This window comes from Vagococcus sp. WN89Y, from assembly GCF_052220145.1.
In the GTDB taxonomy this organism is placed as follows: Bacteria; Pseudomonadota; Gammaproteobacteria; order Enterobacterales; family Enterobacteriaceae; genus Kosakonia.
The window spans coordinates 112,703-133,316 of record NZ_JBQPOM010000069.1 but is presented as its reverse complement, the minus strand read 5'-3'; the positions used below and the strand labels follow the sequence as shown (position 1 = coordinate 133,316).

At 54.1% G+C, this 20,614-nt stretch carries 17 protein-coding genes and 7 tRNA genes; 21 read left to right on the top strand and 3 right to left on the bottom strand.

Going from position 1 to position 20,614, the window contains the following annotated elements; genetic code table 11:
• Positions 1-168 precede the first annotated feature (168 nt).
• Positions 169-2,190 carry an N-acetylglucosamine-specific PTS transporter subunit IIBC gene (gene nagE / locus ACTU3N_RS20730; protein ID WP_443088018.1) on the bottom strand — a complete coding sequence of 674 codons (2,022 nt, stop codon included), beginning with the start codon at positions 2,188-2,190 and terminating at the stop codon, positions 169-171.
• Between the two features lie 326 nt (positions 2,191-2,516).
• Between nagE and nagB the strand changes: the two genes are divergently transcribed.
• The 12 genes from nagB (at position 2,517) to ACTU3N_RS20670 (ending at position 9,406) form a co-directional block, all read left to right on the top strand.
• The gene (gene nagB, locus ACTU3N_RS20725; protein ID WP_443088017.1) at positions 2,517-3,317 is read left to right on the top strand and encodes a glucosamine-6-phosphate deaminase; all 801 of its coding nucleotides are present in this window, start codon (positions 2,517-2,519) and stop codon (positions 3,315-3,317) included.
• A gap of 60 nt (positions 3,318-3,377) precedes the next feature.
• Entirely contained in the window at positions 3,378-4,526 is a 1,149-nt protein-coding gene (gene nagA, locus ACTU3N_RS20720; RefSeq protein ID WP_443088016.1) for an N-acetylglucosamine-6-phosphate deacetylase, read from the top strand.
• A 9-nt stretch (positions 4,527-4,535) separates the two neighbouring features.
• Positions 4,536-5,756, top strand: coding sequence for a DNA-binding transcriptional regulator NagC (gene nagC, locus ACTU3N_RS20715; protein ID WP_443088015.1), 1,221 nt, complete (start codon positions 4,536-4,538; stop codon positions 5,754-5,756).
• Between the two features lie 43 nt (positions 5,757-5,799).
• Complete coding sequence (locus tag ACTU3N_RS20710; RefSeq protein ID WP_443088014.1) at positions 5,800-6,552, top strand: HAD-IIA family hydrolase; 753 nt, start codon at positions 5,800-5,802, stop codon at positions 6,550-6,552.
• Positions 6,553-6,806: 254 nt separating this feature from the next.
• Positions 6,807-8,468 (top strand): asparagine synthase B, encoded by a 1,662-nt coding sequence (gene asnB, locus ACTU3N_RS20705; protein WP_443088013.1) that lies wholly within the window; start codon positions 6,807-6,809, stop codon positions 8,466-8,468.
• Between the two features lie 220 nt (positions 8,469-8,688).
• Positions 8,689-8,765, top strand: a tRNA-Met gene (locus ACTU3N_RS20700).
• An 8-nt stretch (positions 8,766-8,773) separates the two neighbouring features.
• Positions 8,774-8,858, top strand: a tRNA-Leu gene (locus tag ACTU3N_RS20695).
• A 22-nt stretch (positions 8,859-8,880) separates the two neighbouring features.
• A tRNA-Gln gene (locus ACTU3N_RS20690) sits at positions 8,881-8,955 on the top strand.
• Positions 8,956-8,992: 37 nt separating this feature from the next.
• Positions 8,993-9,067: transfer RNA gene (locus ACTU3N_RS20685), tRNA-Gln, on the top strand.
• 28 nt (positions 9,068-9,095) lie between these two features.
• Positions 9,096-9,172 (top strand) — tRNA-Met (locus ACTU3N_RS20680).
• Positions 9,173-9,223: 51 nt separating this feature from the next.
• Positions 9,224-9,298, top strand: a tRNA-Gln gene (locus ACTU3N_RS20675).
• A gap of 33 nt (positions 9,299-9,331) precedes the next feature.
• Positions 9,332-9,406 (top strand) — tRNA-Gln (locus ACTU3N_RS20670).
• 98 nt (positions 9,407-9,504) lie between these two features.
• On the opposite strand, the gene ubiF is transcribed toward ACTU3N_RS20670, so the two are convergent.
• A complete protein-coding gene (gene ubiF, locus ACTU3N_RS20665; protein WP_443088012.1) occupies positions 9,505-10,680 on the bottom strand; it encodes a 3-demethoxyubiquinol 3-hydroxylase in 1,176 nt (391 codons plus the stop codon).
• On the opposite strand from ubiF, the gene miaB reads away from it, so the two are divergent.
• The 9 genes from miaB (at position 10,679) to ACTU3N_RS20620 (ending at position 20,024) form a co-directional block, all read left to right on the top strand.
• The gene (gene miaB, locus ACTU3N_RS20660; RefSeq protein WP_443088011.1) at positions 10,679-12,274 is read left to right on the top strand and encodes a tRNA (N6-isopentenyl adenosine(37)-C2)-methylthiotransferase MiaB; all 1,596 of its coding nucleotides are present in this window, start codon (positions 10,679-10,681) and stop codon (positions 12,272-12,274) included. The two genes, ubiF and miaB, sit on opposite strands and share 2 nt — an antisense overlap.
• 141 nt (positions 12,275-12,415) lie before the next feature.
• Positions 12,416-13,462: a PhoH family protein gene (locus ACTU3N_RS20655; protein ID WP_443088010.1), complete on the top strand. Its 1,047-nt coding sequence runs from the start codon at positions 12,416-12,418 to the stop codon at positions 13,460-13,462.
• Positions 13,459-13,929, top strand: coding sequence for an rRNA maturation RNase YbeY (ybeY, locus tag ACTU3N_RS20650; RefSeq protein ID WP_443088009.1), 471 nt, complete (start codon positions 13,459-13,461; stop codon positions 13,927-13,929). Before ACTU3N_RS20655 ends, ybeY begins: the two co-directional genes overlap by 4 nt.
• Before the next feature lie 93 nt (positions 13,930-14,022).
• Positions 14,023-14,901, top strand: a complete 879-nt coding sequence (gene corC, locus ACTU3N_RS20645; RefSeq protein ID WP_443088008.1) for a CNNM family magnesium/cobalt transport protein CorC — start codon at positions 14,023-14,025, stop codon at positions 14,899-14,901.
• Between the two features lie 5 nt (positions 14,902-14,906).
• Complete coding sequence (gene lnt, locus ACTU3N_RS20640; protein WP_443088007.1) at positions 14,907-16,445, top strand: apolipoprotein N-acyltransferase; 1,539 nt, start codon at positions 14,907-14,909, stop codon at positions 16,443-16,445.
• A 358-nt stretch (positions 16,446-16,803) separates the two neighbouring features.
• Entirely contained in the window at positions 16,804-17,724 is a 921-nt protein-coding gene (locus ACTU3N_RS20635; RefSeq protein WP_443088006.1) for an amino acid ABC transporter substrate-binding protein, read from the top strand.
• A gap of 157 nt (positions 17,725-17,881) precedes the next feature.
• Positions 17,882-18,622, top strand: coding sequence for a glutamate/aspartate ABC transporter permease GltJ (gene gltJ, locus ACTU3N_RS20630; RefSeq protein ID WP_443088005.1), 741 nt, complete (start codon positions 17,882-17,884; stop codon positions 18,620-18,622).
• A 2-nt stretch (positions 18,623-18,624) separates the two neighbouring features.
• On the top strand, positions 18,625-19,299 hold the full coding sequence (gene gltK / locus ACTU3N_RS20625) for a glutamate/aspartate ABC transporter permease GltK (RefSeq protein ID WP_443088004.1): 675 nt from the start codon (positions 18,625-18,627) through the stop codon (positions 19,297-19,299).
• Positions 19,299-20,024 (top strand): amino acid ABC transporter ATP-binding protein, encoded by a 726-nt coding sequence (locus ACTU3N_RS20620; RefSeq protein ID WP_443088003.1) that lies wholly within the window; start codon positions 19,299-19,301, stop codon positions 20,022-20,024. The genes gltK and ACTU3N_RS20620 overlap by 1 nt, the downstream gene beginning before the upstream one ends.
• 42 nt (positions 20,025-20,066) lie before the next feature.
• On the opposite strand, the gene ACTU3N_RS20615 is transcribed toward ACTU3N_RS20620, so the two are convergent.
• Positions 20,067-20,549, bottom strand: a complete 483-nt coding sequence (locus ACTU3N_RS20615) for a zinc ribbon-containing protein (RefSeq protein WP_443088002.1) — start codon at positions 20,547-20,549, stop codon at positions 20,067-20,069.
• Between the last annotated feature and the right edge of the window lie 65 nt (positions 20,550-20,614).

Here is a 20,614-nt window from a genome sequence, read left to right as displayed (position 1 = left end):
GTTGAACTTTTGCAGTTGCCAGACCGCAAGGTGTTTTAACAAATCAAAAGGGGTTTTAATAACTGGCTTAAAGCTGAAAGCTTTCCGGAACCCCCAGCCTAGCTGGGGGTTTTCTATAGACAAAAAAACGGCGGGGTTTCCCCCGCCGCTTCAGGCTATTCAGGCGTATTATTTGCCTTTGACTTCATACAGCGGGGTTTGCCCGGCGATGACGTGGCCCTGCGCTTTGATCACCAGGCCGCCAAAATCATCAATATTGCTGACGACAACCGGGCTAATCATTGAGCGCGCGTTAGCATTCAGGTAAGCCAGATCCATTTCCAGCACCGGCTGACCCGCCACCACTTCCGCGCCCTCTTCCACCAGGCGCGTAAAGCCCTGGCCGCCGAGCGCAACGGTGTCGATACCCATATGCACCACGACCTCAACGCCTTTCGCCGTTTCCAGACAGAACGCATGATTGGTGTTGAAGATTTTCACAATCGTCCCTGCCGCTGGCGACACCACGGTTTTCTCCGTCGGTTTTACCGCGACACCGTCACCCACCGCTTTGCTGGCAAAGGCTTCATCCGGCACCTGATCCAGCGCTACCAGCTCGCCGGTAACGGGCGACACCAGCTCAGCGACTGTCGCCGCGTTAGGCACTGCCTGCGGTTTAGCCGTAGAAACCGGTGCTGCGGCAGGTGCGCTATTTCCGGCTGGCGCAACGTGCCCGGCGGTTCGCATGGCGTCCGCAATTTTTTCGGCCACGAAACCGACGATAATCTGCACACCGGTTTTGTTCAGGCGGATAACGCCAGACGCGCCCAGGCGTTTTGCCATCGCTTCATTAACCAGAGAGGAGTCTTTCACCGTCAGGCGCAGACGCGTGATACAGGCATCGATACCGGTCAGGTTATCAGAACCGCCCACCGCTGCGATGTACTGGCGCGCCAGACCGCTCACATCCTGCTCCGCATTGGTGCTGACATTGACATCCTGGCCGTCGGCTTCATCACCGGCCACCGCCAGCTCGCGACCCGGTGTCAGCATATTGAACTTCGTGATAGTGAAACGGAACACCACATAGTAAATAACGAAGAACACCAGACCCTGCGGGATAAGCATCCACCAGTGTGTTGCCAGCGGGTTACGCGAGGAGAGGAACATATCCACCAGACCCGCGCTGAAGCCAAAGCCCGCAATCCACTGCATGCTGGCAGCGATAAAGACAGAAATCCCCGTCAGGATAGCGTGGAGCACATACAGCACCGGCGCGACAAACATAAAGGAGAATTCCAGCGGCTCGGTGATGCCGGTAAAGAACGCCGCAAACGCGCCCGCCATCATAATACCCAGCACTTTGGCTTTATTTTCCGGACGCGCGCAGTGGTAAATTGCCAGCGCTGCCCCCGGCAGACCGAACATCATTATCGGGAAGAAGCCCGCCTGATAGCGACCCGTAATCCCTACGACCGCTTTACCGGCTTCGATAGATTGTGCGCCGCCAAGGAAGTTAGGAATATCGTTAATACCCGCCACGTCGAACCAGAACACAGAGTTCAGCGCGTGGTGCAGGCCCACAGGGATCAGCAAACGGTTAAAGAAGGCGTAAAGACCCGCGCCCAGCGATCCGAGTTTTTGAATGTGCTCGCCAAAACCCACCAGGCCGCTGAACACCACCGGCCAGATAAACATCATGATGAACGCCACCACAATCATCACGAAAGAGGTCAGGATCGGCACCAGACGACGGCCGCTGAAAAAAGAGAGTGCTTTGGGCAACTCAACGCTGCTAAAGCGGTTATAAAGCTCGGCGGCAATAATCCCCACCATGATGCCAACAAACTGGTTTTTGATTTTGCCAAACGCAGCAGGCACCTGATCCGCCGGGATTTTCTGGATCATAGCAACCGCTGCCGGTGAGCAGAGTGTGGTCAACACCAGAAAGCCAACAAACCCCGCAAGCGCGGCGGCGCCATCTTTATCTTTCGACATACCGTATGCGACACCCACCGCAAACAGCACGCCCATGTTATCGATAATTGCCGAGCCGGACTGAATGAAAAACGCCGCCAGCGCGTTATCTCCACCCCAGCCAACCGGGTCTATCCAGTAACCAACACCCATCAGTATTGCTGCGGCAGGCAGCGTGGCAACGGGCACCATAAGCGCACGGCCAATCTTTTGCAGATAACCTAGAATACTCACTTTTTCCCCCTATGAGCCCGATGCGAACTCACTGAAACAGTCGTTTTTTATTGTGTAACGATCCCGAAAAGTCACGGCTATTTAAACACTACGTAACAGAGTGTGTGAGAATTTAATTCGCCTCGCAAATTAAATCCGTCTTTTATGTGATAATTATCACTAACTATTATCAACCTTTGTCCCTTTAACTGGTAATCAATGAAAACTTATTTTATGATTCAAAATATCAGTGAGCATTGCGCAGTTTCTGACACGAAATCAGGTTGCATTTCAGGCTACACTCGCAGGCTCTCCGGCAATTTTTAATTAACTTCTTGAGGTGAACAATGAGACTGATTCCCCTGGCGACAGCTGAGCAAGTCGGAAAATGGGCTGCCCGTCATATCGTAAATCGTATCAATGCGTTCAAACCTACCGCCGATCGTCCCTTTGTTCTCGGCCTGCCAACCGGCGGCACACCGCTCACCGCATACAAAGCGCTGGTAGAAATGCACAAAGCGGGCCAGGTTAGCTTCCAGAACGTGGTGACCTTTAACATGGACGAATATGTCGGCCTGCCGAAAGATCATCCGGAAAGCTACCACAGCTTTATGCACCGTAACTTTTTTGATCACGTTGATATTCCGGCTGAAAATATCAACCTGCTGGACGGCAACGCACCTGATATTGACGCAGAATGCCGCCGTTACGAAGAAAAAATCCGTTCCTACGGCAAAATTCATCTTTTTATGGGCGGCGTCGGTAACGATGGGCATATCGCCTTTAACGAACCAGCTTCCTCGCTCGCTTCCCGCACCCGCATAAAAACCCTGACGCACGATACCCGTATTGCTAACTCGCGCTTCTTTGATGGCGACGTTAACCAGGTGCCAAAATACGCGCTGACGGTGGGCGTCGGCACGCTGCTTGACGCAGAAGAAGTGATGATTCTGGTGCTCGGCAGCGTTAAAGCTCAGGCGCTGCAAGCTGCTGTTGAAGGCAACGTTAACCATATGTGGACAATTAGCTGCCTGCAGCTGCACCCGAAAGCGGTTATCGTTTGCGACGAGCCGTCCACTATGGAGCTGAAAGTGAAGACGCTGAAATACTTCAACGAGTTAGAAGCGGAAAACATCAAAGGTCTGTAATTGAGTTTCCGCTCCGCGCTGTCTTGCGGAGCGGTACGCACTAGTTAACCGGGGGTCGTAATGTATGCACTAACCCAATGCCGGATCTATACCGGCCACGAAATTCTGGATGACCACGCGCTCGTAATCGCTGATGGCCTGATTGAACGTCTCTGCCCGCAGGCAGAGCTAACGTCCGGGATCGAACAACGCTCGCTGAATGGCGCCATTCTTGCCCCCGGGTTTATCGATGTGCAGCTCAACGGCTGCGGCGGCGTGCAGTTTAACGACAACGCCGAGGCGGTAAGCGTCAAAACGCTGGAAATTATGCAGCGCGCGAATGAGAAATCTGGCTGCACAAACTTTTTGCCAACGCTTATCACCTCCAGTGATGAGTTGATGAAGCAAGGTGTCAGGGTGATGCGCGAGTATCTGGCGACACACCCAAACCAGGCACTGGGGCTGCATCTGGAAGGGCCGTGGCTGAATATTGTCAAAAAAGGCACCCACAACCCGGACTATGTCCGTAAGCCCGAACAGGCGCTGGTCGATTTTCTGTGCCAGAACGCAGATGTCATCACCAAAGTGACGCTGGCACCGGAGATCGCAGGCACCGCGGTGATCCGCCAGTTAGCTGACGCGGGCATTGTGGTGTCAGCGGGTCACTCCAACGCCACGCTGAAAGAAGCTAAAGCCGGCTTCCGCGCCGGTATCACCTTCGCCACCCACCTTTATAACGCAATGCCGTACATTACCGGTCGTGAGCCGGGACTTGCCGGTGCGGTGCTGGATGATGCCGATGTCTGGTGCGGCATTATTGCAGATGGTTTACATGTCGATTACGTTAATATTCGTAACGCTAAGAAATTGAAAGGTGAGAAACTTTGCCTGGTTACCGATGCAACGGCACCGGCGGGAGCAAATATTGACCAGTTCATTTTTGCTGGTAAAACAATATACTACCGTAATGGATTGTGTGTGGATGAAAACGGAACGCTAAGCGGCTCGGCCCTGACGATGATCGAAGGGGTACGTAATTTAGTGGAGCATGTCGGCATCGCGCTGGACGAAGCGCTGCGTATGGCAACGCTCTACCCGGCCCGTGCGATAGGTGTGGCTGATAAACTCGGCAGCCTCGCGGCGGGTAACGTGGCAAACCTGACGGCATTTACACGCGATTATAAAATCATCAAGACCATCGTTAATGGTAACGAGGTCGTTACTGAGTAAAGAGAAAGAATGACATCAGGCGGACAAGCTCAGATTGGTAATGTTGATCTCGTAAAACAGCTTAACAGCGCGGCGGTTTACCGCCTGATTGACCTGCATGGCCCTATTTCGCGTATTCAAATCGCTGAACAGAGCCAGCTTGCTCCCGCCAGCGTGACGAAGATCACGCGTCAACTTATTGAGCGCGGCCTGATTAAAGAAGTCGATCAGCAGGCGTCTACCGGCGGTCGCCGCGCTATCTCTATTGTTACCGAAACCCGCAGTTTTCAGGCTATCGGCGTTCGCCTTGGCCGCCACGACACCACCCTGACGCTTTACGATCTGAGCAGTAAGGTGCTGGCTGAAGAGCACTATCCGCTACCGGAACGCACGCAGGAAACTCTGGAGCACGCGTTACTCAGCACCATCGAGCAGTTTATTGAAAACTGCCAGCGTAAGATTCGTGAGCTGATTGCTATCTCCGTTATCCTGCCCGGGCTTGTCGACCCGGAAACCGGCGTCATTCGCTATATGCCGCATATTCAGGTGGAAAACTGGGCACTGGTTGCGGCGCTGGAAAATCGTTTTCAGTTAACCTGTTTTGTCGGGCACGATATCCGCAGCCTGGCGCTGGCAGAGCACTATTTTGGTGCGAGTCAGGACTGCGAAGACTCCATTCTGGTGCGCGTGCATCGCGGCACCGGTGCCGGGATCATCTCTAACGGGCGTATTTTTATTGGTCGCAACGGTAACGTTGGCGAGATTGGTCATATTCAGGTCGATCCGCTTGGCGAGCGCTGCCATTGCGGTAATTTTGGCTGCCTGGAAACTATCGCCGCCAATGCCGCCATCGAGCAGCGGGTGCGCCATCTGCTGGAACAAGGCTATAACAGCCGTCTGACGCCCGATGACTGCTCGATTAAAGCTATCTGTAAAGCGGCCAATAAAGGCGACGCGCTGGCGAGCGAAGTCATCGAGTATGTCGGCCGTCACCTCGGTAAAACCATCGCGATTGCTATCAATCTTTTTAATCCGCAAAAAGTCGTGATTGCCGGTGAGATTGTTGAAGCGGAAAAAGTGCTGCTGCCCGCCATAGAAGCTTGTATTCAGGCTCAGGTGCTAAAAGCGTTTCGTAAAAATCTGCCGGTGGTTCGCTCTGAACTCGATCATCGCTCCGCAATCGGCGCGTTTGCGCTGGTTAAACGCGCCATGCTCAACGGCGTGCTGCTGCAACGTTTGCTTGAGAGCTAACAGCGTTTATAGTGACCTCCTTATTTTTTGATGCGGACAGTTCATGACCATTGAGAATGTAATTTGCGATATTGATGGCGTGCTAATGCACGATAACGTTGCGGTTCCCGGCGCGGCAGCATTTATCACTCGCCTGCTGGAAAAAGACATGCCGCTGGTGCTGCTGACCAACTATCCCTCACAAACGGGGCAGGATCTGGCGAACCGCTTCGCCTCGGCGGGCATTGATGTCCCGGCCAGCGTCTTTTATACCTCTGCGATGGCCACGGCGGATTTTCTTAAGCGTCAGGAAGGGAAAAAAGCCTACGTGGTCGGCGAAGGTGCGCTTATTCATGAGCTTTATAAAGCTGGCTTTACTATTACCGATATCAATCCTGACTTTGTGATCGTCGGTGAAACGCGCTCCTATAACTGGGAGATGATGCATAAAGCCGCGTTTTTTGTTGCCAACGGCGCGCGTTTTATTGCCACGAATCCTGATACCCACGGGCGCGGTTTTTACCCGGCCTGCGGCGCACTCTGCGCCGGTATTGAAAAGATTTCCGGCCGCAAGCCTTTTTATGTCGGCAAACCCAGCCCGTGGATTATTCGCGCCGCGCTCAACACCATGCAGGCGCACTCCGAGCAAACGGTCATCGTCGGCGATAACCTGCGCACCGATATCCTCGCCGGTTTTCAGGCCGGGCTTGAGACGATCCTTGTGCTTTCCGGCGTATCAAGCCTCGACGATGTAGACAGCATGCCGTTCCGCCCATCCTGGATTTACCCCTCCGTTGCCGAAATTGACATTATCTGATCTGCAACCACGTCCCCGGACGTGGTTTTTTATTTCCCGCGCCCATCAGAATTTACCATTCAATAAAAGACGTTCTTTTTTGCCGATCCGTTAATTTTTCAACGCCAGAGGTATACTTTTTTCATCATTGCACAATGGCGGTTGCACTTTTTACTTTTCCGTCGGTAAAACCCTTGCGCCGCCCCGGCTTTTTGCGGCATGTTGAGTACAAGCACAACACCACAGCAATGCCCTCAAGGTTAACGGAGAAGTCTATGTGTTCAATTTTTGGCGTACTGGATATCAAAACCGACGCAGCAGAATTACGTAAAAAAGCGCTGGAATTATCCCGCCTGATGCGCCACCGCGGCCCGGACTGGTCCGGCGTTTACGCCAGTGATAACGCAATTCTTGCCCATGAGCGTCTCTCTATCGTTGACGTGAACGCAGGCGCCCAGCCGCTCTATAACGAGAAGAAAACCCACGCGCTGGCCGTTAACGGTGAAATCTATAACCACATGGCGCTGCGCGCAGAGTACGGCGACCGTTATCAGTTCCAGACCGGCTCTGACTGCGAAGTGATCCTCGCGCTGTATCAGGAAAAAGGCCCGGAGTTTCTGGATGATTTACAGGGCATGTTCGCGTTTGCGCTCTACGACAGTGAAAAAGATGCGTACCTGATTGGCCGCGATCACTTAGGTATCATCCCGCTGTATATGGGCCATGATGAGCATGGAAACTTCTATATCGCCTCTGAAATGAAAGCGCTGGTGCCGGTTTGCCGCACCATCAAAGAGTTCCCGGCGGGCAGCTATCTGTGGAGCCAGGACGGCGAAATCCGCCCTTATTATCAGCGTGACTGGTTTGATTACGACGCGGTGAAAGATAACGTGACCGATAAAGCTGAACTGCGCCAGGCGCTGGAAGATGCGGTCAAAAGCCATCTGATGACCGATGTCCCGTATGGCGTGCTGCTCTCCGGCGGCCTGGATTCGTCCGTCATTTCCGCCATCACCAAAAAATTCGCCGCTCGCCGAGTGGAAGACGAGGAGCGCTCTGAAGCCTGGTGGCCGCAACTGCACTCGTTTGCCGTTGGTCTGAAAGGCGCGCCGGATTTAAAAGCCGCGCAGGAAGTGGCAAACCATCTCGGCACCGTACACCATGAAATTCACTTCACCGTGCAGGAAGGTCTGGATGCCATCCGCGATGTGATTTATCACATCGAAACGTACGACGTGACCACCATCCGCGCCTCGACGCCGATGTATCTGATGTCGCGTAAAATCAAAGCGATGGGCATCAAAATGGTGCTGTCCGGCGAAGGTTCCGATGAGGTGTTCGGCGGCTATCTCTATTTCCATAAAGCGCCGGATGCGAAAGAGCTGCACGAAGAAACCGTGCGTAAGTTGCAGGCGCTGCATATGTTTGACTGCGCGCGGGCAAACAAAGCGATGTCGGCCTGGGGCGTTGAAGCACGTGTTCCCTTCCTCGACAAAAAATTCCTCGACGTGGCGATGCGTATTAACCCGCAGGACAAAATGTGCGGTAACGGCAAAATGGAAAAACATATCCTTCGTGAATGTTTTGAATCCTATCTGCCGGCAAGCGTCGCGTGGCGTCAGAAAGAGCAGTTCTCCGATGGCGTCGGCTACAGCTGGATCGATACGCTAAAAGAGGTGGCGGCGCAGCAGGTTACGGATCAGCAGCTCGAAACCGCCAGCTACCGTTTCCCGTACAATACGCCTGCATCGAAAGAAGCGTACCTGTACCGCGAAATCTTTGAAGAATTGTTCCCGCTGAGCAGCGCTGCGGAGTGCGTACCGGGCGGCCCTTCTGTCGCCTGCTCGTCGGCAAAAGCGTTCGAATGGGATGAAGCATTCAAAACAATGAACGATCCCTCTGGTCGTGCAGTGGGTATTCATCAGTCCGCATATTAATAAGTTACGTTGTTTCCTGAGGGCTCTGCGGAGCCCTTATTTTTTTGTGTTGCTGATTTAACAGATAAAAAAGATAATTGTTGATTATTGCGCCATGCTGTTCGCAACCTAACCAAACAGTCGCATTACGTCGATTTTCGATGAAAAAGGTGTTGACGGTGTAAGGTCCAATACGCATAATGCGCCCCGCAACGCCGATAAGGTAACGCGAAAAAAAGATGGCTACGTAGCTCAGCTGGTTAGAGCACAGCACTCATAATGCTGGGGTCACAGGTTCGATTCCCGTCGTAGCCACCATCTTTTTTGCGGGAGTGGCGAAATTGGTAGACGCACCAGATTTAGGTTCTGGCGCCGCAAGGTGTGCGAGTTCAAGTCTCGCCTCCCGCACCATTCCCGGAAGGTGTTGCACGGATGGGGTATCGCCAAGCGGTAAGGCACCGGTTTTTGATACCGGCATTCCCTGGTTCGAATCCAGGTACCCCAGCCATCTCTTCTTCGACTCCTGCGTTTAACGCGTTAGTCGTTGGGGTATCGCCAAGCGGTAAGGCACCGGTTTTTGATACCGGCATTCCCTGGTTCGAATCCAGGTACCCCAGCCAGTCGATGACTGGTAAAGCAGTACAATCTGGCTACGTAGCTCAGCTGGTTAGAGCACAGCACTCATAATGCTGGGGTCACAGGTTCGATTCCCGTCGTAGCCACCATATTCCAGGTGTCGCATTGTTAAAAATGCGCTAAACCTAAAAAAGAGTTGTTGGGGTATCGCCAAGCGGTAAGGCAGTGGATTCTGATTCCACCATCCCGAGGTTCGAATCCTCGTACCCCAGCCATCTTCAAAGACGTTTGCCAGGCAAACTGTCTATTGGGGTATCGCCAAGCGGTAAGGCAGTGGATTCTGATTCCACCATTCCGAGGTTCGAATCCTCGTACCCCAGCCACTCAAACCAAAAAAGCTCGCTTAGGCGGGCTTTTTTGGTTTTTGCTTCGCGTAACGATAAAACTGCGGGCACCGCTTATGCCTGCGCCCGCAAACCCTTTACAGCCCTAAGGCATATTTCAGCGCCTGGCGCTTCAGTACGCCTGCGCGATCCGCCGCCATCAGTCCAATATTGCGCAGCAGACGAACGGGGCCGAGATTGTTGCTAAACCCGGCATAGAACAGGTCCATTCCGCTTTGCATAATAAAATTATCCGCCATCCGCCGCATCTGGTAGCGCTTCAGAACCGGCTGGCTGGCCCAGGCTTCGCCATGACTGCGCGCCCGGGTCAGCACATCGAGTAAAGCATCGACATCACGGTAGCCGAGATTTACCCCCTGCCCGGCCAGCGGGTGAATGGTGTGCGCCGCGTCCCCAACCAGCGCAAGGCCTGGGCGCACATACTGCAACGCATGGCGGCGAGCCAGCGGGAAAGACGCCGCCGCGACCGGCTTCACGCGCCCAAGACGCGCCGGGAAATGCAGGGCTATCTCATCGGCAAGCTGCGCCATAGAAAGCGACTGAAGCTGGCGAATGCGTGCCGGCGTGTCGTACCACACCAGCGACGCCCAGTTGCCAAAAAGCGGCAAAAAGGCGTGCGGCCCGTTGGGTGTGAACTGCTGCCAGGTGCTGTCTCCGGCTTCGTTTTCGCACTCCACGGTAATGAGCAGGCAGGATTGCTGATACTGCCAGGCATGAATGCCAATACCCGACGCCTGGCGCACCCAGGAGTTTGCGCCGTCTGCGCCCACTACCAGTTTCGCCATCAATGTGCTGCCATCGTCGAAGGTTAATTCGTGATAATCATGGTGTGCTCGCAAAGCGCTCAACGTGGCCGGCGTTCGTAGCGTCACCTGCGGATGCGCCGCTAACGCCTCCCACAACGCCCGTTGCAGAACGTTATTCTCCACCATATACCCCAGCAGCGGTAATTTCAGCTCGCGGGCGTCAAACACCACATGCGCGCTCTCCCACTCCCAGGTTTCCAGCTGCCGGTACGGGTGGCAACGCATCGCCAGAATGCTCTCCCACACGCCCAGGCCCCGCAGTAGCTCAACAGAGGCTGCGCTGAGCGCTGAAATACGTGTGTCCGGCTGGGCTGCGGCGTCAAACTCGCCAGGCGCGTGCTGCTCAATAACCGTGACCGTAAAACCATGCTGCGCCAGCCCCAACGCCAGCGCCCCGCCGACCATACCGCCGCCGACGATCGCGACTTCAGTAGATTGATTTATCATGGCTAATATCCTTAAACGAGAATCCTTTAAGTTTACCGGATTTTCTCTCCTTTTTTCTGACAACCGTCATACTGGTCAGCACGCGACCAAAGCATTACAATACGCGGCCTGCAATCCTGGCTTATACCCGTCATACTCAGGGTATACGAACTTAAGCAAGAGCAAGTCGATGACGAAAAAACTCCACATTAAAACCTGGGGCTGTCAGATGAACGAATACGATTCATCGAAGATGGCCGATCTGCTGGATGCCACACACGGCTACCAACTGACCGACGTGGCAGAAGAAGCGGATGTGCTGCTGCTTAATACCTGCTCAATCCGTGAGAAAGCACAGGAAAAAGTATTCCACCAGTTGGGCCGCTGGCGGCTGCTCAAAGAGAAAAATCCCGACCTGATCATCGGCGTCGGGGGCTGCGTTGCCTCGCAGGAAGGCGATCATATCCGCCAGCGCGCGCACTACGTTGATATTATTTTCGGGCCGCAAACCCTGCATCGCTTGCCGGAAATGATCAACTCCGTGCGCGGCGATCGCAGCCCGGTCGTCGACATCAGTTTCCCGGAAATCGAGAAATTCGACCGTCTGCCGGAGCCGCGCGCCGAAGGGCCGACCGCTTTTGTATCGATAATGGAAGGCTGTAACAAATACTGCACTTACTGCGTGGTGCCTTACACCCGTGGCGAAGAGGTCAGCCGCCCGTGCGACGATATCCTGTTTGAAATCGCCCAACTGGCCGCCCAGGGCGTGCGTGAAGTGAACCTGCTTGGCCAGAACGTGAATGCCTGGCGTGGTGAAAACTTCGATGGCAGCTCCGGCACCTTTGCCGAATTGTTGCGTCTGGTCGCCGCCATTGACGGTATTGACCGTATCCGCTTTACCACCAGCCATCCTATCGAGTTTACCGATGACATCATTGAGGTCTATCGCGACACGCCGGAGCTGGTGAGCTTCCTGCATCTGCCGGTACAGAGCGGTTCCGACCGCATCCTGAACCTGATGAGCCGCACCCACACGGCGCTGGAATATAAAGCCATCATCCGTAAACTGCGCGCGGCGCGTCCGGACATTCAGATAAGCTCCGACTTTATTGTTGGCTTCCCTGGCGAAACCACGGACGATTTCGAAAAAACCATGAAGCTGATTGCTGATGTGAATTTTGACATGAGCTACAGCTTTATTTTCTCCGCGCGCCCCGGCACGCCTGCCGCCGATATGGTGGACGATGTGCCGGAAGAGGAGAAAAAGCAGCGTCTTTATATTCTGCAGGAGCGTATTAACCAGCAGGCGATGGCCTGGAGCCGTCGGATGCTCGGCACGACCCAGCGCATCCTGGTGGAAGGCACCTCACGCAAGAGCATTATGGAGCTGTCCGGTCGCACGGAGAATAACCGCGTGGTGAACTTCGAAGGCACGCCGGACATGATTGGTAAATTCGTTGATGTGGAAATTGTCGACGTCTATCCCAACTCCCTGCGCGGCGTGGTGGTGCGCACCGAAGAGGAGATGGGCCTGCGTGTGGTCGAGTCTCCGGCATCGGTTATCGCCCGTACCCGTAAAGAAAACGAAATCGGCGTCGGTCTGTATCAGCCTTAATATCAACGGCCTGCCAATCTGGCAGGCCTTGCTTTTCCCTTCAGCTATCCCAATATGCACTCATGGAGTTGCGCCATTCCCTTACGCCGTGAATAATTCCTTTATAGGCGCCAGCGGCGATACATCCAAAAGAGGAACAGCTTGAACATAGACACTCGTGAAATCACACTTGAACCCGCAGACAATGCACGTCTGCTAAGTCTGTGCGGCCCGTTTGATGACAACATCAAACAACTGGAGCGGCGACTGGGCATCGAAATCAACCGTCGCGATAATCATTTCAAACTCACCGGGCGCGAGATTTGCGTCAGCGCCGCTGCGGATATTTTACGCGATCTCTATGTGGATACCGCGCCGATGCGCGGGCAGACGCAGGATATTGAGCCGGAACAAATCCACCTGGCTATCAAAGAAGCCAGGGTGCTGGAACAGAGCGCCGAGAGCGTGCCGGAGTATGGCAAAGCGGTCAATATCAAGACCAAGCGCGGCGTGATTAAACCCCGCACGCCAAACCAGGCGCAGTACATCGCCAACATCCTTGACCATGATATTACCTTTGGCGTTGGCCCGGCAGGGACCGGTAAAACGTACCTCGCGGTGGCTGCCGCCGTCGATGCGCTTGAGCGCCAGGAGATCCGCCGCATTCTGCTGACTCGCCCTGCGGTTGAGGCCGGTGAAAAGCTCGGCTTTCTGCCCGGCGATCTGAGCCAGAAGGTCGATCCTTACCTGCGCCCGCTGTATGACGCGCTGTTCGAAATGCTGGGTTTCGAGCGCGTGGAAAAGCTGATAGAGCGTAATGTTATTGAAGTTGCGCCGCTGGCGTATATGCGTGGCCGGACGCTGAACGACGCCTTTATCATCCTTGATGAGAGCCAGAACACGACCATCGAACAGATGAAAATGTTCCTGACGCGCATCGGTTTTAACTCTAAAGCGGTTATCACCGGCGACGTGACGCAGATTGACCTGCCGCGCAATACCAAGTCCGGCTTGCGCCATGCGATTGAAGTGCTGGCGAATGTGGACGAAATCAGTTTCAACTTTTTCCACAGTGAAGACGTGGTGCGCCATCCGGTCGTTGCCCGTATCGTTAACGCGTATGAAGCCTGGGAAGAAGCCGAGCAGAAACGCAAAGCAGAGCTGGCCGCAGAACGTAAGCGCGAAGCCGAGCAGCAGGAGCAAAAATGAGTCAGGCTACCCTTGATTTACAGCTGGCGTGTGAAGATAACAGCGGCCTGCCGGAAGAAGCGCAATTTCAGAAATGGCTGGACGCCGCCGTGATACCCTTTCAGGAAGAAGCGGAAGTGACCATTCGCGTGGTGGACAGCGCCGAAAGCCATGAGCTGAACCTGACCTACCGCGGGAAAGATAAGCCGACCAACGTGCTCTCTTTCCCGTTTGAAGCACCGCCGGGCATCGAATTACCGCTGCTTGGCGATTTGATTATCTGCCGTCAGGTGGTGGAACAAGAAGCCCGCGAGCAAGGCAAACCGCTGGAAGCGCACTGGGCGCATATGGTGGTGCACGGCAGCTTACACCTGCTGGGTTACGATCATATTGCAGACGATGAAGCCGAAGAAATGGAAGGTATCGAGACAGAGATAATGCTTGCTCTGGGCTATGAGGACCCGTACATTTCCGAGAAAGAGCAGTAACCGCGCAGCCGTACTGGCGCAAAAAAGGCCGCCTGGCGCTGAGTTTACGCGCGGCGGCAGAAGTTTAACCAACATGAGAACCCACACGACGCCATGAGCGACGACAACTCACACAGTAGTGACAACACCAACAGCAAGAAGGGATTTTTCTCCCTTTTACTGAGCCAGATTTTTCACGGCGAACCGAAAAACCGTGACGATTTACTGGCGCTGATCCGCGACTCCGGGCAGAACGAGCTTATCGACGAGGATACGCGCGACATGCTCGAAGGGGTGATGGATATTGCGGACCAACGCGTTCGCGACATCATGATCCCCCGCTCGCAAATGATTACCCTGAAACGCAACCAGACGCTGGATGAATGTCTCGATGTCATTATCGAGTCCGCCCACTCGCGCTTTCCGGTCATCAGCGAAGACAAAGATCATATCGAAGGGATCTTGATGGCGAAGGATTTGCTGCCGTTTATGCGCAGCGATGCCGACGCTTTTAGCATGGAAAAAGTGTTACGCCCGGCGGTGGTGGTACCGGAAAGCAAGCGTGTGGACCGCATGCTTAAAGAGTTCCGTTCCCAGCGCTACCATATGGCTATCGTTATTGATGAGTTTGGTGGGGTCTCAGGCCTGGTCACTATCGAAGATATTCTTGAACTTATCGTCGGTGAAATCGAAGACGAATACGACGAAGAAGAAGATATCGATTTCCGCCAGTTGAGCCGCCACACCTGGACCGTACGTGCGCTGGCATCCATTGAAGATTTCAACGAAACCTTCGGTACCCATTTCAGCGATGAAGAAGTGGACACCATCGGTGGACTGGTAATGCAAGCGTTCGGTCATCTTCCGGCGCGTGGCGAAACCATTGAAATTGATGGTTATCAATTCAAGGTCGCAATGGCCGATAGTCGACGTATTATTCAGGTCCATGTCAGAATGCCGGATGATTCTGCGCAACCCAAACTGGATGAGTAATGTAAATGGCATTTGCCCCACTGTTTGAGCGCCAGCGCGTGCGTCTGCTGCTGGCGTTACTGTTCGGAGCCAGCGGAACGCTGGCTTTTTCTCCTTATGACATCTGGCCCGCCGCCCTTCTCTCGCTGATGGGTCTGCAAGGGCTTACGCTCAACCGCCGCCCGTTGCAGGCCGCCTGGATTGGTTACTTCTGGGGGCTGGGGCTTTTTGGCAGCGGTATCAACTGGGTTTACGTCAGCATCGCGCAGTTTGGCGGGATGCCAGGCCCGGTCAACGTGTTCCTCGTGGTGCTGCTTGCTGCTTATCTGTCGCTCTATACCGGGCTTTTTGCCGGGGTGCTCTCGCGCCTGTGGCCAAAAACCCACTGGCTGCGCGTTGCCGTTGCGGCTCCCGTAGTGTGGCAAATCAGCGAGTTTTTGCGCGGCTGGGTGCTGACCGGCTTCCCGTGGCTGCAATTTGGCTACAGCCAGATTGACGGCCCGCTGCGAGGTCTGGCGCCCGTGCTGGGCGTCGAAGCGATCAATTTTTTATTGATGTCGGTGAGCGGCCTGCTGGTGCTGGCGCTGATGACGCGCAACTGGCGGCCTCTGGTCGCGGCGGTGGTGCTGTTTGCCCTGCCTTTCCCGCTGCGTTATATCCAGTGGTATCAATTGCTGCCGGAGCGCGCAACCCAGGTGTCGCTGGTGCAGGGCAATATCCCGCAATCGCTAAAGTGGGACGAAGGCCAGCTTCGCAACACGCTGGATATTTACCTCAATGGCACGCAGCCGGAGCTTGGGAAATCGCAGCTGATTATCTGGCCGGAATCCGCTATTCCTGACCTCGAAATCAATCAGCAGCGTTTTTTACGCTCGCTTGATGGCCTGTTGCGCGAGCATAACAGCACGCTGATTACCGGTATCGTTGATGCGCGGCTGAATAAGCAGAACCGCTACGATACCTACAACAGCATCATTACGCTGGGGAAAGATAACCCGTACAGCTATGCGTCGCACAACCGTTACAACAAAAATCACCTGGTTCCGTTTGGCGAGTTTGTACCGCTGGAGTCGATTCTGCGCCCGCTGGCACCGTTTTTTGACCTGCCGATGTCATCGTTCAGCCGTGGCCCGTACGTGCAGCCGCAGTTGCTGGCGCATAACCTGAAACTGACGGCTGCGATTTGCTACGAAATCATTCTTGGCGAGCAGGTACGGGATAATTTCCGCCCGGACACGGATTTTCTGCTGACCATCTCGAACGATGCCTGGTTTGGGAAGTCCATTGGCCCGTGGCAACATTTCCAGATGGCGCGGATGCGCGCGCTGGAGCTGGCGCGACCATTATTGCGTAGCACCAATAACGGCATCACGGCGGTGATAGGCCCGCAGGGCGAGGTTCAGGCGATTCTGCCGCAGTTTACCCGCGAGGTGCTGACAACCAAGGTTACGCCGACCAGCGGGCTGACTCCCTATGCCCGCATGGGTAACTGGCCGGTCTGGGTTCTCACCGCGCTAATGGGTTTCGCCGCGCTGCTGATGAGCCTGCGCCAGCGCCGCCGCTAACACGACGCTTCTCTTCGCCCCGTCTGTACGGGGCTTTTTTTTGCCGCTTAATTTTCCTTTTTCGCCTGATTCTGGCATGCGGTTTGCACTAAATAACCTGTAGCTATGGAAGTCGCTTAAGTGCAACCCGGTCGCACCGGCAGGGGACATTAAGCGCACCAGCCTGGTGCATTGAAAGATTTTTGCCTTAAAACGGTGCGGCGCGCCTCGCAAAAATAAACAATACCGCAGCAAAATCTTTACATTAAGCCAGACTAAATGTTAACAAACATACACAACACTGCACGCAAAAGTAGCAACCATAAAAACATCACATGTATCTGAGCGTCTTCGACGCAGACGATAGAGGAGTCAGGATATGCAATTACGAAAACTCGCCGCCGCGATGCTGGTGATGGGTATGTCAGCCGGGCTGGTTCATGCAGAAGATGCAAAGCCTGCTGACGCTGGAGCGCAACAATCTACGCTGGATAAAATTGCCAAAAATGGCGTGATCGTCGTGGGCCACCGTGAATCTTCCGTACCGTTCTCCTATTACGACAACACGCAAAAAGTGGTGGGTTACTCTCAGGACTACTCCAACGCCATCGTTGAAGCGGTGAAGAAAAAGCTCAACAAGCCTGACCTGGCCGTGAAGCTGATTCCCATCACCTCGCAAAACCGTATTCCACTGCTGCAAAACGGCACCTTCGATTTTGAGTGTGGTTCCACCACCAATAACGTTGAGCGCCAGAAACAAGCGGCCTTCTCCAACACTATCTTTGTAGTTGGTACGCGCTTGCTGACGAAAAAAGGCGGCCCGATTAAAGATTTCGCTGACCTGAAAGGCAAAGCGGTCGTTGTCACCTCCGGTACCACCTCTGAAATTCTGCTTAATAAGCTCAACGACGAGAAGAAAATGGATATGCGTATTATCAGCGCCAAAGATCATGGCGACTCGTTCCGTACGCTGGAAAGCGGCCGCGCCGTGGCCTTTATGATGGATGATGCGCTGCTGGCCGGTGAACGTGCAAAAGCGAAGAAACCGGACAACTGGGACATCGTCGGTACGCCGCAGTCGAAAGAAGCCTACGGTTGTATGCTGCGTAAAAACGATCCGGAGTTCAAAAAGCTGATGGATGACACCATTGTTCAGGTGCAGTCCTCCGGCGAGGCGGAAAAATCATTTGATAAATGGTTTAAAAACCCTATTCCACCGAAAAATATGAACCTTAGCTTTGATCTCTCTGACGATATGAAAACGCTGTTCAAAGAACCCAATGATAAAGCTCTGAACTAATTAAAACCATTAGGGGCGGGTTTACCTGCCCTCTCGATTGTCGAAGCAGCACGGACAGACTATACGTTGAGTGGTCGTTCCCCACTCTGCGTGAAACTCGCTCTTCTAACAATCTTCGAGGGTAGCGCTGCTACCCTTTTTTTTCCGGAGTAGATTTATGTCCATAGACTGGAACTGGGGAATATTCCTGCAAGAGGCCCCGTTCGGCAACACCACCTATCTTGGCTGGCTATGGAGCGGATTTCAGGTCACTATCGCGCTGTCGATTACCGCCTGGATAATCGCTTTTCTGGTTGGCTCGCTGTTTGGCATCCTGCGTACTGTTCCCAATCGATTCCTTTCCGGCATCGGTACGTTATACGTGGAACTGTTCCGTAATGTTCCGCTGATTGTGCAGTTCTTCACCTGGTATCTGGTGGTCCCGGAACTGCTGCCTGAAGATATTGGCATGTGGTTTAAAGCAGAGCTGGACCCGAATATTCAGTTCTTCCTCTCGTCAATGATTTGCCTGGGGCTGTTTACCGCCGCGCGCGTGTGCGAACAGGTGCGTGCTGCCATTCAGTCGCTGCCGCGTGGGCAAAAGAATGCCGCGTTGGCGATGGGGCTAACGCTGCCGCAAGCCTACCGCTATGTGCTGTTACCCAACGCCTACCGCGTTATCGTGCCGCCGATGACGTCGGAAATGATGAACCTGGTGAAAAACTCCGCCATCGCCTCCACCATTGGTCTGGTGGATATGGCCGCGCAGGCGGGCAAGCTGCTCGATTATTCCGCCCATGCATGGGAATCCTTTACGGCAATCACCATCGCGTATGTGCTGATTAACGCCTTCATTATGCTGGTGATGAACCTGGTAGAACGCAAAATTCGCCTGCCGGGCAATATGGGAGGCAAATAACCATGTATGAATTTGACTGGAGTTCAATCGTCCCCTCCCTGCCCTATTTAGGCGCCGGGCTACTGATTACGCTAAAAATCACCGTTATCGCAATAATTGTCGGGATTGTCTGGGGCACGCTGCTTGCGGTGATGCGCCTGTCGAGCTTTGCGCCGCTGGCCTGGTTTGCAAAAGCTTACGTCAACGTTTTCCGCTCAATACCGCTGGTGATGGTGCTGTTGTGGTTTTACCTGATTGTCCCCGGCTTTTTACAAAACGTACTGGGGCTGTCGCCGCAAACGGATATCCGCCTGATTTCCGCGATGGTCGCCTTTTCGATGTTCGAAGCGGCTTACTATTCAGAGATTATTCGCGCCGGGATACAGAGTATTTCCCGTGGCCAGTCCAGCGCAGCGCTGGCGCTCGGCATGACGCACTGGCAATCCATGAAGCTGATTATTTTGCCGCAGGCGTTCCGGGCGATGGTGCCGCTGCTGTTAACGCAGGGGATTGTGCTGTTCCAGGACACCTCTTTGGTGTATGTCCTGAGCCTGGCGGATTTCTTCCGTACCGCTTCAACTATTGGTGAGCGTGATGGCACCCAGGTCGAAATGATCCTGTTTGCCGGCGCCGTATATTTTGTTATCAGTCTCAGCGCTTCGCTGTTGGTCAGCTGGCTGAAGAAAAGGACCGTGTAATGATTTCCCTGAAAAATGTTTCTAAATGGTATGGCCACTTTCAGGTGCTCACCGACTGCTCCACGGAAGTGAAAAAAGGCGAAGTGGTGGTGGTCTGCGGCCCGTCCGGCTCCGGCAAATCCACGCTTATCAAAACGGTAAACGGCCTGGAACCGGTGCAAAAAGGCGAAATAGTCGTCAATGGCACCAAAGTGAACGATAAGAAAACGAACCTGGCAGAGCTGCGCTCGCACGTTGGCATGGTGTTTCAGCACTTTGAGCTGTTTCCGCATCTGTCGATAATCGAAAACCTGACGCTGGCGCAGGTAAAAGTGCTGAAGCGCGACAAGGCGGCAGCGCGGGAAAAAGGGTTGAAGTTGCTGGAACGCGTCGGTCTGTCTGCCCATGCGAATAAGTTTCCGGCCCAGCTTTCCGGCGGCCAGCAGCAGCGTGTGGCGATTGCCCGCGCCCTGTGCATGGACCCGGTAGCGATGCTGTTTGACGAACCCACCTCCGCGCTTGATCCTGAAATGATCAACGAAGTGCTGGATGTCATGGTTGAGCTGGCAAACGAAGGCATGACCATGATGGTGGTGACCCACGAGATGGGCTTTGCCCGCAAAGTGGCGAACCGCGTCATCTTTATGGATGAAGGCAAAATCGTTGAGGACTCGGAAAAAGAGGCGTTTTTCGATAATCCGAAATCAGAACGTGCGAAGGATTTCCTCGCCAAAATCCTGCATTAAAAGCCAGGCGCCTGCCCCAATCACGGGCAGGCGCTTTGCCACTTACGGCTCAAAAGGCCGACGCTGGAACTGATCGTGGCCGCATTTTGGGCAGCGCGGCAGCACATCCGGCGTGTAAATGGCCAGATGGAAATGGCACTTCTCACACACCAGATTCCCAAGCCCGACCACTTCGCCGCTGTGGTACACGCCATGATGGTTAAGATCCTGAAAAACCTCGCGCCACTCCAGCTGCGTTTTATCGGTAATATCCGCCAGCTCTTGCCAGATACTCTCTTTGATCACGCGGAAAAAGACGCTGTCGGTGACCTCTTCCTGGCTTTCGTTGTAACTGCGCGCGAACTCTTCGAGATCGCGACGAATAGCCCGCATCAATTCATCAATTTCCGTGCGAGTTAACTCACCGGTCTGCGAGACGCGCTCGCGCGCCTGTTCAACTAATGCGTCAATATCGCGTTCACCGTTGCGCAAGCGTTCGGTCAACGTGGCAACCAGTTCACGGTAAAAATGAGCAACCTTGTTCATCGTTTCGCCTCCCGGTTCAGTAACCCACTCTAATAATAGCCGTTAATTCACCAACACAGGACGAA